Origin of the sequence: Selenomonas sp. oral taxon 126 (assembly GCF_001683335.1) — a bacterium.
Lineage (GTDB): Bacteria > Bacillota > Negativicutes > Selenomonadales > Selenomonadaceae > Centipeda.
The window spans coordinates 2,700,038-2,713,537 of record NZ_CP016201.1; the positions used below are offsets into that span (position 1 = coordinate 2,700,038).

The following is a 13,500-nucleotide window of genomic DNA, read 5'->3' on the forward strand; positions in this document are numbered from 1 at the left end:
AGCGCCTCATCCGAGAGATCGAACGCATAGGTGGACTGCTCGAACTCGTTCTGATGAAAGACATCGCCATAGGTCACATCGTCCGTCCACGCAATATCATAGACATTCTCCACGCCCTGAATATACATGGCAAGGCGCTCGAGACCATAGGTGATCTCGACGGAGACGGGCTTTACATCATGACTGCCGACCTGCTGGAAATACGTGAACTGCGTGATCTCCATGCCGTCGAGCCAGACCTCCCAGCCCAGCCCCCATGCGCCAAGCGTCGGAGACTCCCAGTTGTCCTCGACGAAGCGGATATCGTGCTCCTCCGCGCGGATGCCGAGGCGTGCCAGACTCTCGAGATAGAGCTCCTGGATGTTGTCCGGCGAAGGCTTCATGATAACCTGGAACTGATGGTGCTGATAGAGACGGTTCGGATTGTCCCCATAGCGTCCGTCCGCAGGGCGGCGTGACGGCTCCACATAGGCGACATTCCACGGCTCGGGACCGAGGACGCGCAGGAATGTCCACGGGCTCATCGTACCCGCGCCCTTCTCCACGTCATAGGGCTGTGCGAGGATACAACCCTGCCCCGACCAGAACTCCTGCAATGCGAGGATGACCTCCTGGAATTTCATGCAAACAACTCCTCCAATAAAAAACCGCGTTCCTATATAGAATACGCGGTTTTTGAAAAATGGCAAGTACCTACTTAAAATTATCCTGCAAACTCTGCAAAATCTGCGCCTGACGCGAATTCACCGGCTTCTCCCACCTGTCGTCATAATTTCCCGCATCATCACCAGGCAGCAAAGCACACAAAATAATAAGAAGGATAAAGAAAACGACCGCTGTACCGATGATTTTACGCTGATAGGAGGCGCGCTTTTTCCGCACGCGTTCAAGTCGCCGCTCGAGTTCCCGCTGCTTGCGTTCGCGAATCGACTCGGTAGGCGTCGGATTCTGATTTCCATAGGATCGCTTTTTCTTCTTTGGCATAATAGCGTCCCCTCCTCTCTATGCTCCGGTATCACTAGAACAGGCTCTGCTCTTCGTATACCGGCTCTTTCATCTTCCGGTAGCAGTAAAGCGTTGCAAGCGTATCTGCAAGCGCCCCATGTGCCTGACTTGTGCCCCAGTCATAGCGGTAGTAGTCCGCGCACTCCGTCAGCTTCCACCAACGATAGCCGCCGCGCCGTGCGTCCGGCACCTTGCGCAGCTCCGAGAAGGCAAGCATGACATCGTGACGGTTCGGATTCGTAACGCGGATGCCCGACTGCGCCAAAAGTCGGATATCGAACTCAATATTGTAGCCGACAAGCAGTGTCTCCGGATCGTTGAACAGGCGCTCTAGTTCTTCTCGCTGCGCGCGAATCGGCGGACACTTCGCCACCATCGAGGGAGAGATACGATTGATCTTCTCTGCGTCCGGCCATGCACTCTTGCGCACGGGCGCATACATCCCATCCACAAGTGTTGCACCGCTACCATTCACCACGGCGAGCGTCAATACTTCATCGTCACTGCGAAAACCCGTTGTCTCGGTGTCAAAGACCAGAATTTTTTCTAGCATGAAAGTCCTTCCTTTTCTAGTCATTTTCTCCTATTTTAACGCAGCTTTCGTTATGAATATTATATCGTATGCAAAATCATCTGTCAAGAAAACGCCCATGTTGGCTCTTTGTCAATAGTTGTGGAGAAAAACAGTGGGGATTTTTAGGAAAATTTTGTTCGGCGGCTTTTCCTCTCCTCATTGTTGATAATATACATGATGCGCCGACGGAAGTTCTCAAAGTTACGAAAACCGTAGCATAGACGTTTTAGAACTTTGATCGTGTTGTTGCCCCCCTCGGTGAAGCCGTTGTTGTAACCCGTTCGGATACCGTTCCAATTTTCCTCTTTCCACTGCTCCGTGGTCTTTAGGACTCTGGCGAACGGGGCAATATTGGAGGCGAGAACGTGTTCCTTAAAGTTCCGCAGCCGCTCCTTAAACATCTTCCGATCGCAGCTGTCAAAGATACGATAGTATTCTTCTTTCAAGGCATGGGCAACAGTCAATCGTTCGGAGAAGCCGAACATCTGCGAAAGTTTGATGCGCTCCCCGGAGCTGAGTTTGTGCTGGCGGCGGAGCAGCACGCAGACAATCAGGTGCGACGCAAAGCATCGGAGCTTGTCGCTGCGAAAAAAGAAGTTCTCTCTTACGAGCGCATCATACAGATTGCCGAGAACATTTATGAGCGCGGCGGTATAAAACGACTGCGCGAACGTGAGCGTAAACTTGCAAAGAACGAAAAGTATCTTGCACGCGACAGAGAAGCCCTTGCAAATGACGAGCGTGCCTTTGTGACAAAACCTATACCGAGCGGTCATGAGCTGTTCGGAACACAAAGAGCTGCGTATGAACGTGAAAAGCAGAAACTCGCTGATCGCCGCAAAGGACTTTCGGAGAGATCGCGGCAACTTGCAGATGAGCGCAAAGAATGTATGCGTCTGCGCGACGAGATCGACGCGTGCCGTGATACCCCCGAAGCAGAGAGAAAGATTCAGCAGATCGCCGTCGGCATCATGCGTAAGAATTGGTCGGCTGTCATGAACGTAAAAAAAATAGTCGCAGAGCTGGAAGCCCTGCAGCAAAACTACGATGCAGACGATGCGCGCGTGAGCGCTGTTGACGCGGAACGCGATAAGAGAGGCGGCAGCGCGCGTTATAAATCCAACGCGAAGGGCGGTCGGAGCGGCGGCTCTCCGATGGATGACGCCCGTGCGATTGCCGGTTATCTGCGCAGCCCCCCCACAACGCAGCTGATCGCAAAGGATCGTGATGACCGCATGGATGAAAACTGGACGCTGATGTCGGCGTTCGAGAAGGACGAGATTGCGGAGGAATCCTCACGGGGACGATAACGTCACCGCGATTTTTCCTCGTGCTGCTCCTCCCTTTCCCGGACAGAATCCTTTGCGATATTCCTCGCCTCACCTTTTTCCATCTCCTTACGGTGCGGCGATTCGGCAAACAGGGTTTTCTCGATCGCATAAGCACCGAACCCAACCTGCGCCATGCGCTTTGCAACATGGCGCTCCATTTCCATTGTGCCCTGCTCTTTTCCATCCTCCGCTGCCTGTTTCATCGCATCGCGATAAAACTCCGTTGCCGATTGAATCTCATGCGATTTTTCGAGGATTCCGGCACGTCGCTGTTCAAGGGCGGCAATCCCTTTGTCGAATACGCCCGCAACGCTGTGAAGCACACCGTCAATCGCCTTGTGTGCCTTGTTCGTCAAATAGCTTTTAATCTTGGTCGGCGCAAGTTTCACGGAGTAGTAGGCGTCTTTCACCACTTCACGGGAGGCTGCAAACATCTCGGAGGCAACGATGCGCGGCTGGCTCTTTGCCTCCTTGCGCATCGCATCGATCGCAGCGAGGAACTCCGTAGAGACGGCAAGGCAGCGGGCAAGCTCCTCCGGGGACTGCGCTTTTAGTTCACGCTCACGCTCCAGCTCCTCAATCCGCCGGCGAAGCCCTTCGATCTGCTCCTGATATTCCTTCTCCCGCTGCAAGATAAGCTCGCAGCGCTCCTGCATATAGGCTGTCCCCTCGCGCATGGATTCCTGCGCCTCGTGAATCGCCTTGCTGCACTCCTCGTCGGATTTGCCCTCGCTCTTCGCATCACCTGCCTTCTCGATCGACCGGATGATATTCTCATGGCGCGGCGCGTAGCCGTCCCATGTCTCCTGATCCGCGCCGCAGGTCTGCTCTGCCTCCTCCACATTCTTCATGCTTGTGTGAAGGTCGTCGGCGATGCTGCGCAGCTCTTTTGCGGCATTGTCCTCAAGAGACTCCTCTGCCACGGTCAGGCTGTCCGAAATCTCCTGATGGTATACGTCGGCATCCGTTTTTTCTGCATCTGCGGGTACTTTGATAGAATCATCCACGTTCTTCTCCTCCTCTTTTTCCTGTTTGAACTTGACAAGATCCTTTTCGTCCTTTATATTATAGGTAAGGAAGCTGTTCGTTTGCTCTTCCATGGGGAATTGGACCCCGGCGGATAAGAGAAACTGAGCAGCTTTTTCTCTGTTTGCATAAAGAAGAAAACCATCTTTAATGTTGTCTTTATACCAGCTATAACGAGGGCGACCATGACGGTCGTCTTTTCCATAGATCGCCGTGATGATATTTGCCTGTTCCCATACTTTTGGCTTGTCTAATGCAAAAGGAACCAGAATCTCAACACCTTGCGAATCCTTCAACGACAATGCTACGACAATGCGATCCGGTTGTGTCTTAGGGAGGCACTGATAAATTCAGCACCACCGTCTTGGCACATCCTTTTCGCCCTCTCATTGCCGACAGGGCAAAATCTGCACCAATCCGACGAACTTCATTTTATCAGCGATTCCTAAAATATCGACCGAAAGAATACTTCGGTGCAGAATTCCAAAAACAAATAGATATCTATTACAAGGAAATCCTCGAAGAATGCGGCTATAACGCTACTACGACGCGCTTTAATCTACCCGATTTTGATATCGAAATTGACGGGCACAAAAAATCCGGTTATCAAGGACAAGGATACTGCTCTTTTATCAATAGCGTTACTGCCCTGGTATTCCGCCGTTATCTCGCATACCATGCAAAGTACGATCCTGGGTTTTTGATCATCGATACCCCACTTCTCGGCTTAGACCAAGGCGTTGAAGATGCGGCTCCTGAAAGTATGCGTGCTGGACTTTTTAAATATTTCATCAACCATCAAAACGAAGGACAGATCATCATACTGGAGAATATAATGCATATACCCACTCAATTACTCCGGTGGAGGCGCAAATGTCATTACCTTTACGAAAGGTCTAGAAATGGGGAGGTATGGATTCTTAAATGGAGTAAGCTAAATCAAAAAGGGAATAATTATCTAAAGCATCAAAATTAGCGACTTATTTTTTTTAATGTAAATTCGATATTTTATTTAAGAAGCCTTATGATATCTGTCAGCAAAGGAGTGTGACACAATGTCGATGAAGGTTGGATATATGAGAGTTACTGCTGTCGCTGGCGTGGAAGCTCAACAGCAAGCATCTCCCAATAATAAAAAGACGACAGCCTCACAGCAAACTACTCAGCAGCAAGCATCTCCCGCCTATGCCATCGATTTGAGCACTCACGCGCGGTTGGAGAAGATGGACGGCAGGGAAAGACTCCAATGGCTGCTAAGTAATTTCAAGCAATTTGACGGGGAAATCACCGTTGAATCGCGAGACGAATTTCTGAAACAATGGCACGCTGCACAAGATATAACCAGAGAAAAGATGCAAAAAGAAAACACGGCTGTGTTTGTGGCGCCTGCTCCACATTCCCTCGAAGAATACTTAACTGGCGATGAAATTCTAGGAATGGATCTCTATACTGAACGTCGCGTCCAAAAAAGACTTGATTTCTTTACCCCACTCTATACAGAGGCAGATACAAAATTCGAAAAGTACCGTAATGTCGCTACTAAGATACAACGTGGAGGCGAGACAGAATTTCGGAAGTATAATCTTATGTTTGCTGCTATGGCTGCAATCTCCAATAAGGAGTATGCAGATGCCGAACTGAATAAACGTATTTCTCGCGGACACACGACCCGTGAAGAGTACATACGGGCAACATCTTACGCGAGTGAACTGCAAAACCGCGCTGGCGTATTTGTCACAGCAGATCTTGATTCCCCGGGTGTAGCACATGCAAATGGGATACGCTACGAATATAATGGCTCGCTCGCCAACATCGGCGTTAAACAACTCGATTTCATGGCACGCCACCGCGAAGCGGACGATATTTGGGTAAAAGTAGCGCAGGGTACTTATCAAAATCGCGGAGAGATCCTATCTGCGCTAAAAGATGCGGGATTCGATGATACAGCAAATGCTTATCGCGAATTCATGCGCGATCAAGTAGGAACCGATTCCTTAGCGCGTGTCATGGAACTTCCCTTCTCGCATGGCACCGGAGCTCTCTGGTGGTATGCATTAAACGAAAGAGGAAAAGACGATACTTATACGCCACTGCAGCGCTCGATGCGTGGTGATGATGGAACGTCGATCCAGTACGCGTCAAGAGAGATCAATGCGGCACTTGCAGAAGGTGTGGATGAAGTTAATTTCATCAAGACGCTTGCCAGTCAGCGCGAACCGGCATACTTTTATCAGCTCCCGAACGGTCGCTGGGCGAGAGCGAAGACGAAGCAAGAACTCGCAGGGAAAAATGTGCAGGGAGACGAGGAAACCGAGTCTCGGAAGAAAAACAATCCTCTCGATGCAGAGCTCCGCAATCTGCGTAATCAGCTTGAAACGGTCAAAAAATCCTATATGCCGCCCGACCAAAAAGAGGCGCTGATCACCTCCATTAAGAAGCGCATCAATACCATACTCATACAAATGGTTGCAGCACAAAAGGGCGCGAACAAGAAAAATTCATACGAGCAAATTTAGTTGAATTCATATCCCTCCAGATTGAGTTGATTTTTCTTTATCTAGGGGGGATTTTTGAATAAAAACAGGATCGTCACACAAATAATGTAACGACCCTATGGTGAGAACACCTAGTGGTTGTGCCTTAATCTTTTAGATTCAGGAATTCCTCAAATTCGCAGAATGTACTCGGATTTACTTGCAATACGAGTTTATCCTCCGGTTTGGTTGCGTCTGGATTATATGTGAGGAAAAAGAAATACACTTTGTTTACGTCATATGAGTGTATAAATTTCGTTCCAGAAAAGGCTTTATCCCGTCCATAGGACTGCAGCAGAAGAGAACTAATAGTTGCAATTCCGTCCAGTGTTGTAATTACAGGACCGGATACACTCGAGTTAGTTTTGAAATCGTAGAGGCGATTTTCATCCTTTCCTTAGACTTCCTATACTTCTCAAGATTATATATCGGAATAGGTTTTATAAGTGACTCAGAAGAATATGTTCCATTATCGATGATATTGATATTGAATTGGGCTCGTGCAAGCTTAGCCCGTAATTTACCATATACTTCTTACGGACTTTTTCAAAAATGTCTTACTCTGAAGTGTAATTTCCCTGAAGTTACTGAAAGATGTCAGCAAGGAATTAGAGTTCTTGTTAAGGAAGAGCGTATCAATCCTAATCTCATAAGCACTATTCATGGGTATCTAAATTGTGATCTTTTTGAGTTGTTGTGGATTTTGAGTGATCTAGAGAACTCCCAAAAGTAATTAAGGAGATACAATCATTAAAAGCGACCGAAACCAACAAAATAGATTTAAAGAATATAAAATATACTTATTAGCTTTGCTAACCGACTACGCATAGGATTCATTAACCCCTACTTCACAAAAATAGGCAGTCCATATAATTATAATCATACGAACAAGCCTTAATAAAAATTAAATTTACATAATGCGACTATAGTATATACCTTATTTCTTCAGCAGATATTTCGATATATATAATATGATAGTTTTATCGTTTCATAAGTAAAGGTGTCTAGAGGAAATGGTCAGCAAAGGAGTGTGACACAATGTCGATCAAGGTTGGACATACGAGCGTTACCACTGTTCCGGGCGTAGATGCCCGGCACGCATCTTCCGCTCATCAAAAGATGTCGACAGCGCAGCAACCAACACAGACGCAGGAATCTCCTGCCTATACAGTGGACTTGAGTGTACGCGAACGCCTCGAAAACATGGATCCGGCAGACAGGATTCGTTGGATTCTGAGCAACTTCAAACGATTTGACGGAACGGTCACCACCGGTATGGACAAAGAATTTGAAGAAAAATACCGTGCGCGCCAAAAAGAAGTGACGGAGAAGGCTCAGAAAGACTTCAATGATATGTTCGAGCAGATCGACCCCGCCGATCTCGAAGCCGACCTCAAGGGCGACTTTCTCCTCGGACTAAATCTCTATGACGAACATGACACACAAAAACATCTTGATTTCTTTACACCTCTGCACGCGGAGTCAAATGAGCGCTTTGAAAAATACCGTAACCTCGCAAATAAAATTCGCACGGGCGGTGCGGAGGAGTTTCGACGGTATAACCGCATGTTTGCCGCGATGGGTGCGATCGCCAATATAGAAGCCGCAGATAAAGAAGCCGGTAAACGCATTGCCCGCGGACAATACACGAGTGAAGAATACGCACGGGCAAAATCCTATGCAAGTGAATTACAAAGCCGTGCGGGGGTATTCGTTGCGCCGGATTTTGACTCTCCGGGAACAAAGTATGCGGCATCCATGCGCTATGCGTACAACGGCTCACTCGCCAATATCGGCGTCAAACAGCTTGACTTCATGGCGCGCCACCGCGAAGCAGAGGATATTTGGGTAAAAGTAGCGCAGGGGGCATATAACAGTCACGGAGAAATTCTATCCGCACTGAAAGATGCAGGACTCAATGACACGGCAAATGCTTATCGTGAATCTTTATCCCGGCTCACAAGAGGGAAATTTTTTACAATCGATGATGCGTTAAAATCCGGCGTTTACCACGAAACCGGTGATCTCTGGCGTGCCGCCCTAAACGAAAAAGGTCAAGAGAATACTTACGCGCAACTGCAGCGCAGTATCCGCGGCAACGATACATCGACAATCCGTTATACGGCATCGGAAATTGACGAGGCACTCTCTGAAGGCGCCGATGAAGTTAAATTCCTCAGAAATATGATTGCCGACCGTGATCCGGCATTCCAGTACCAGCTGCCGGACGGGCGCTGGACGCGCGCGAGGACCAAACAGGAACTCGCAGGGAAAAATGTGCAGGGAGACGAGGAAACCGAGTCTCGGAAGAAAAACAATCCTCTCGATGCAGAGCTCCGCAAGCTGCGTAATCAGCTTGAAACGGTCAAAAAATCCTATATGCCGCCCGACCAAAAAGAGGAGCTGATCACCTCCATTAAGAAGCGCATCAATACCATACTCATACAAATGGTTGCAGCACAAAAGGGCGCGAACAAGAAAAATTCATACGAGCAAATTTAGTTGTATTCATCCTCCCTCAGATTAAGCTGATTTTCGCTTTATCTGGGGGGATTTTTAAGGAGGCACTGATAAATTCAGCACCACCGTCTTGGCACATCCTTTTCGTCCTCGCATTGCCGACAGGGCAAAAATCTGCATCAATACGGCGGACTTCATTTTATCAGCGATTCCTTTATTGTCGTTTCATATCGTTTATCGCTATTGCACACCCTCGTAACGATACATCTAACAAATCGTTATGGGATAGGACTTTTCGTTATGCGCGTGTGAAATCCCGAACAGACCACCCTCCCACCCCACTTAGCGAGAAGTGATTGCCGCTATCGACAAACAAAAAATAAGCCTTCTGCACACTCCTCGGAAGCAGAAAGCCATTACTGCTATGCTTTTTGAACCCCCGTAACGAAAACGGGCAGAAATCCTTGTATCAATCACGCAACGGCTTCATCAAGGATATTCCCCTGTGCAAAGCCGAGGTGCTGCAGCCCTTCGTAGATGGCTTCGGCGATTTCCGGCGGCGTATAGTATGCGTCAAGAATACTGCCGCGCGCCGATCGGTACTCTTCATTCGTCAAATACTTTTGGAGTGCATCGTATTCCTTTGCCCATGCTTTATTGGCAGGGTCAAACGCCTCCGAAAGCCCGCCAAAGCCGCTATATGATTGCAGAAGCCGCTGCTCCTCCGAGGTCGCGGAACGTCCATCGCGTTCGATCTGTTTGAGTACCAGAATAGCGGCAAGGTTCCGCTCAAAAACTGCCCGCTTGCCGCTCGTCGTGCGCATATCCGCTTCATAATCAATGGTCGAAAGATCGACACGCGGAAGATCGCGTGCCTCGTCTAATGGGCGAGGTCTGCCGTCAAGACCTCCGTAATCTGCGCTTCGATCATCCGGCTGCGCTGAATCTCCTCCAGCCCCTTGAGATTCTGTCCCAGAATCTGCCGTTCTTCCTCCCTCTGATACATCGCCCGATAGCGCGCCTCCGTCTCCTGCTGTATCTGCTGTATCTGCTGCAGATGCGGCGTCGCTTCGCCTGTCCTCAGCATCCGCAGCCACTCCTCCGGATGGTACGATTGGAGATATGCCCGCCGAATCTGTGCCCACCGTCCCGCTATGCGGGGCTTCTCGTCCATCTGCGCTGCTTCCTCCATCTGCGCTTGTCGGATCGTCCGCTGCGTCTCCTCCTCGATCATCACCTGATTCAGCTGCTCGAACTGCGCCTCTGCCTCCGGGGACAGCTCCTCGACCTGATACAGATAGGTCATCTCCGCGTACTGCTCCATCAGGTTGAAGATCTCCGCGTTCTCCCGCTCCGCGATCTCGCGTAGACTCCGCTCCTTCTTCAGATGCTCCGCCAGAAGCACCATCTCTTTCTCCGAAAACGCTCTCATATTCGCTTACCGCCCTTTCTTCATCACGTTGTTCACGCGCACGAATTTCCTTTGCAAGAGGATCAAGAACCGACATTGCAGCTCTTTGGATATTGCTCAAAAGAAGCTCTGCGTCTACATTTTCATAGGGCGCAAGGATGAGAGGCAGCCCCATGTGTTCCTCTGCATCCATCCCGAGACGTTCCAGCACCAGATAGGTCGCGCCCAGAACCTCGAGTTCTCCAAATCCCTGCCCCTTCAGGCGGGACATTCCCTCGACAACGGCATCTGCCGGCGCGTCCTCTGTTTCCCCGCCGAAAATCTTTCGCAGCGCATCCCCGTCCTTCTCTGCATTAAATTCCCAAACAAGGCGTCTCAGCTGCGGACGTTCCGCCTCCTGCGTCTCGCTCAGGTCATAAACATAGGTAACGCGATTGTCGTCTTCACTCAGTACGGGAACGCCCTCTGCGCCGCTTTGCAGACGCGCTCCCAGACGCTGCCACAATGCTTCATCCGCATAGGCGCGCCCCGCAGCGGGCGCATGGAAAAAGAGCGCGATCTGCCGTCCGATCGGCTGCCTGTAGTGCGCAGCCATTGCGCCAAGAAAGTCACGAAAGCGGTTCTTGTTGTTCCGCAATTCGCTCAAGAAGCGTTCTCTCTCATCAATGAGCGTGTTTGCCGTTACCATGTGCTTGCCTCCTGTCATTCATCCCTCCTATATTGTAAAGTCATGCAGAATGAAAAAACTGCACATTTTTCTAAGTGCATGGATTTACCACCGGACATCATGTATAATTTTGACAGATAGGATAGGCAGAGAAGGAGGACTTTCTATGCAGGTAAATAGCAATGCAATTCATGTAAATCCCGATCGTCCGGAATTTATCGGCGGCGAGATTATCACACAGGATCAGGCGGTAGCGATGTTCGGACATGACTTCGCCGCTCCGAACACCTATGCAGAAGACGAGATTCCGGATGATGATGAGATCGCAGCACAGATCGAAGCACAAGAGCAGCAATGGGCACCGGAAATCAAACAGAAGAACTAAGCAAAAAGAAACCGGCTTGCGGGAGATTTTCCCGCAGCCGGTTTTCGCTTGGAACAACAAGCTATTTAGTCGATGCCGTATTGATCGTATATGAATATTTTTTGAATCACGCCTTTTTTATCAACGTCAAAAACAACTGTCCGTATGCCCTTTTTTTCGTCGGAGACCTCCACATAGAACCTCGGTGAAGTATACTGATTGTTCTTTTCGTCCCGACGAAAAGGCTCTTGAATATCGCTGAAAATCTGCTGCACCTCCGCAATCTTCATGCCGACATGGATGCCGGAGGGCATAACGAGTGCTGCGTTCGTAGTCTCGATCGACTGGATCAACGGATTCTGCGCACCGCCAAAAATGTCGTAGGTGATGACAAATCCCTCTCCATAGTAATCGACCAAATGAGTCGGATAGTTGCCTGTTCTTTTGGTCTTTTCGCCGTCCGGCTCACCGTAGATGCTCCGCACATAGCTGAGATCATTGCCGGGAGTAATGCCGGCGATGACAGCATCGTCAACCGTCATTGCACGCGGCGCAGCAAGGGCTGTGCCCATAAAGAGAGCCATGACCACAGCGGTCATGCACAAGATATTCCGATACAAAGAAATCCCTCTCATTCTTCAGTCCTCCTATCGCGCGCCTCGTCTGCGCTCCTCCTTGGGAAAGAACTGTTCGTATGCGTGCAGCGTTTCCTCCACCCGAGCGCGACTGACGTATGGTGCACAGTCGCGTACAATACGTTCGCGCTCATGATGTGTAAGATCACGCGAGAACTCTTCGCGAAAGAGTTCGGAAGGATCGCGAAATGGCGTTTTCTCCCGATCATAGAGGCATTCGCCAGCCCGATTGTAGACGCGAATCTCCGGAAACGCATCCTGCTCATAGAGCGTATGCAAATGATCGACGATGGAACGTGCCACGAGGTCATGATGCTCCTTCGGCGTCATACGCGGTGTAAGTCCTGCCTCTTTCATCAGCTCATAGCGTTTCAGCGTGCCCAGATACGACTCCTCGGGACGTACGAGAATCAGATTGAGCGACACTTCATAGCCCCTGCCCGTGAGAAGATTGCGTGTCCGCAGCGGCACCTCCGTTGTCCGCAACGTGCCCTCAATGATGAGATGATAGCCGGATTTGCTCAAATCATCAATGAGTGCCTCCGTCATCTTGCCCGCGAATTTCTGTGTGTGGAGTACAGCATCATCGCCGTACTCCTGCTGCAGTTCCATATAGCGGGGATGATACTTTCGGTAGTCGTCACTCGAAATAAAGACGATGTTGCCGCTGTGCATCCGAGCAAATATATCTGCCAGCTTTGTCTTGCCGGCACCCGGCTGCCCCGCAAGGAGATACGCTTGCGGGCTTTTTTCCGGTGTTACAGCGAACAGTAAGTCCGCTTTGATTTTTTCTTTTTGCTCGTCAAGCTCCTGCTCGCTGTAGTTGTCCGGCATCTTCGACCTCCAACCCCCGAACATAGGCACGGGCACGTTCAAACTTCTGCTTTAGAGTCTCTATATCTTCCCGTGTGTTATAGCGGTCGCCGAGAATGCTGTGCAAGGTCATGCGAAGATCCCTTTGGAAAACCGATACCGGATGCTCGGTGTCCTGCGGGGCAAGCCCCATGCGATCCTTGATGCGGCTGACATCTGCCAGAAGCTCTGCAATCCCTTCATGCAGAATCTCCTTGGCTTCAATGACTTCATACGGAATCATTTTATCGCCTCCTTGTTCTGATTATACCACAAAGGCGCATCGAAGACCATATTGAAGTGGTAAACTAAAACTAGACACAGAGGGGGTAGAAAATGGACACTGCTTGCAGTATCCTGTACACAGGATGACAGGCAGCGGACAGCCTATCTCCCGATGCAGACAGGAGGTTGCCACGTGAAGTACACCAAGGAGCAACGTTTGGACATAGGCCGTCGGATCTACGACGGCGAGCTCACGAGATATGAAGCAGCAGAAGAATACGGGATCAGCGAGCAGACCGCACGGGATTACATGCGCCACTACCGGGATGCCAACCAGCTCCCGCCGAAAAGGGGTGTGCGCAGCTGCTTGGGTCTTGCCAAGACCAAATCCATACCGGTTCCCACCGGCCTGGACG

General features: G+C 49.9%; 15 protein-coding genes and 3 pseudogenes. 7 read left to right on the forward strand and 11 right to left on the reverse strand.

The window, feature by feature from the left end:
• The 4 genes and pseudogenes from glyQ to AXF19_RS14630 form a co-directional block, all read right to left on the reverse strand.
• Positions 1–623, reverse strand: a pseudogene (gene glyQ, locus AXF19_RS12330) (glycine--tRNA ligase subunit alpha); the annotation flags it as partial.
• Between the two features lie 70 nt (positions 624–693).
• Entirely contained in the window at positions 694–984 is a 291-nt protein-coding gene (locus tag AXF19_RS12335; protein ID WP_066849497.1) for a hypothetical protein, read from the reverse strand.
• A 34-nt stretch (positions 985–1,018) separates the two neighbouring features.
• Positions 1,019–1,558, reverse strand: a complete 540-nt coding sequence (locus AXF19_RS12340) for a 3'-5' exonuclease (RefSeq protein WP_066849500.1) — start codon at positions 1,556–1,558, stop codon at positions 1,019–1,021.
• A 143-nt stretch (positions 1,559–1,701) separates the two neighbouring features.
• Positions 1,702–2,064: a transposase gene (locus tag AXF19_RS14630; protein ID WP_066849503.1), complete on the reverse strand. Its 363-nt coding sequence runs from the start codon at positions 2,062–2,064 to the stop codon at positions 1,702–1,704.
• On the opposite strand from AXF19_RS14630, the gene AXF19_RS14635 reads away from it, so the two are divergent.
• A complete protein-coding gene (locus AXF19_RS14635; RefSeq protein ID WP_216634993.1) occupies positions 2,029–2,889 on the forward strand; it encodes a hypothetical protein in 861 nt (286 codons plus the stop codon). The genes AXF19_RS14630 and AXF19_RS14635 overlap by 36 nt on opposite strands.
• 2 nt (positions 2,890–2,891) lie before the next feature.
• Here the strand turns inward: AXF19_RS14635 and AXF19_RS12355 are convergent, their stop codons facing one another.
• Entirely contained in the window at positions 2,892–4,010 is a 1,119-nt protein-coding gene (locus tag AXF19_RS12355) for a hypothetical protein (RefSeq protein WP_066849509.1), read from the reverse strand.
• A gap of 93 nt (positions 4,011–4,103) precedes the next feature.
• Positions 4,104–4,238 (reverse strand): annotated as a pseudogene (locus tag AXF19_RS16070) (hypothetical protein); the annotation flags it as partial.
• A 62-nt stretch (positions 4,239–4,300) separates the two neighbouring features.
• On the opposite strand from AXF19_RS16070, the gene AXF19_RS12360 reads away from it, so the two are divergent.
• From AXF19_RS12360 to AXF19_RS12370, 3 genes are all read left to right on the forward strand, one after another.
• Positions 4,301–4,912 carry a hypothetical protein gene (locus AXF19_RS12360; protein ID WP_066849513.1) on the forward strand — a complete coding sequence of 204 codons (612 nt, stop codon included), beginning with the start codon at positions 4,301–4,303 and terminating at the stop codon, positions 4,910–4,912.
• A gap of 79 nt (positions 4,913–4,991) precedes the next feature.
• A complete protein-coding gene (locus AXF19_RS12365) occupies positions 4,992–6,452 on the forward strand; it encodes a hypothetical protein (protein WP_066849516.1) in 1,461 nt (486 codons plus the stop codon).
• Positions 6,453–7,508: 1,056 nt separating this feature from the next.
• On the forward strand, positions 7,509–8,972 hold the full coding sequence (locus AXF19_RS12370; protein ID WP_066849519.1) for a hypothetical protein: 1,464 nt from the start codon (positions 7,509–7,511) through the stop codon (positions 8,970–8,972).
• Between the two features lie 431 nt (positions 8,973–9,403).
• Here the strand turns inward: AXF19_RS12370 and AXF19_RS12375 are convergent, their stop codons facing one another.
• Together AXF19_RS12375 and AXF19_RS12380 are read right to left on the reverse strand one after the other, a co-directional pair.
• The gene (locus AXF19_RS12375; protein ID WP_066849522.1) at positions 9,404–9,754 is read right to left on the reverse strand and encodes a hypothetical protein; all 351 of its coding nucleotides are present in this window, start codon (positions 9,752–9,754) and stop codon (positions 9,404–9,406) included.
• Between the two features lie 56 nt (positions 9,755–9,810).
• Positions 9,811–10,362, reverse strand: a complete 552-nt coding sequence (locus tag AXF19_RS12380; RefSeq protein ID WP_157092514.1) for a TnpV protein — start codon at positions 10,360–10,362, stop codon at positions 9,811–9,813.
• 85 nt (positions 10,363–10,447) lie between these two features.
• Between AXF19_RS12380 and AXF19_RS12385 the strand changes: the two genes are divergently transcribed.
• Complete coding sequence (locus AXF19_RS12385; RefSeq protein ID WP_066849528.1) at positions 10,448–11,149, forward strand: hypothetical protein; 702 nt, start codon at positions 10,448–10,450, stop codon at positions 11,147–11,149.
• Positions 11,150–11,174: 25 nt separating this feature from the next.
• Positions 11,175–11,393: a hypothetical protein gene (locus AXF19_RS12390; RefSeq protein ID WP_066849531.1), complete on the forward strand. Its 219-nt coding sequence runs from the start codon at positions 11,175–11,177 to the stop codon at positions 11,391–11,393.
• Between the two features lie 65 nt (positions 11,394–11,458).
• Here the strand turns inward: AXF19_RS12390 and AXF19_RS12395 are convergent, their stop codons facing one another.
• The 3 genes from AXF19_RS12395 to AXF19_RS12405 are packed head-to-tail and all read right to left on the reverse strand — an operon-like array spanning position 11,459 to position 13,103.
• Positions 11,459–11,971: a hypothetical protein gene (locus AXF19_RS12395; RefSeq protein ID WP_066850282.1), complete on the reverse strand. Its 513-nt coding sequence runs from the start codon at positions 11,969–11,971 to the stop codon at positions 11,459–11,461.
• Between the two features lie 48 nt (positions 11,972–12,019).
• Positions 12,020–12,841 (reverse strand): zeta toxin family protein, encoded by an 822-nt coding sequence (locus AXF19_RS12400; RefSeq protein ID WP_066849534.1) that lies wholly within the window; start codon positions 12,839–12,841, stop codon positions 12,020–12,022.
• Complete coding sequence (locus AXF19_RS12405; protein ID WP_237141621.1) at positions 12,810–13,103, reverse strand: hypothetical protein; 294 nt, start codon at positions 13,101–13,103, stop codon at positions 12,810–12,812. Before AXF19_RS12405 ends, AXF19_RS12400 begins: the two co-directional genes overlap by 32 nt.
• Before the next feature lie 174 nt (positions 13,104–13,277).
• Between AXF19_RS12405 and AXF19_RS12410 the strand changes: the two are divergent.
• Positions 13,278–13,500 (forward strand): annotated as a pseudogene (locus AXF19_RS12410) (hypothetical protein); the annotation flags it as partial.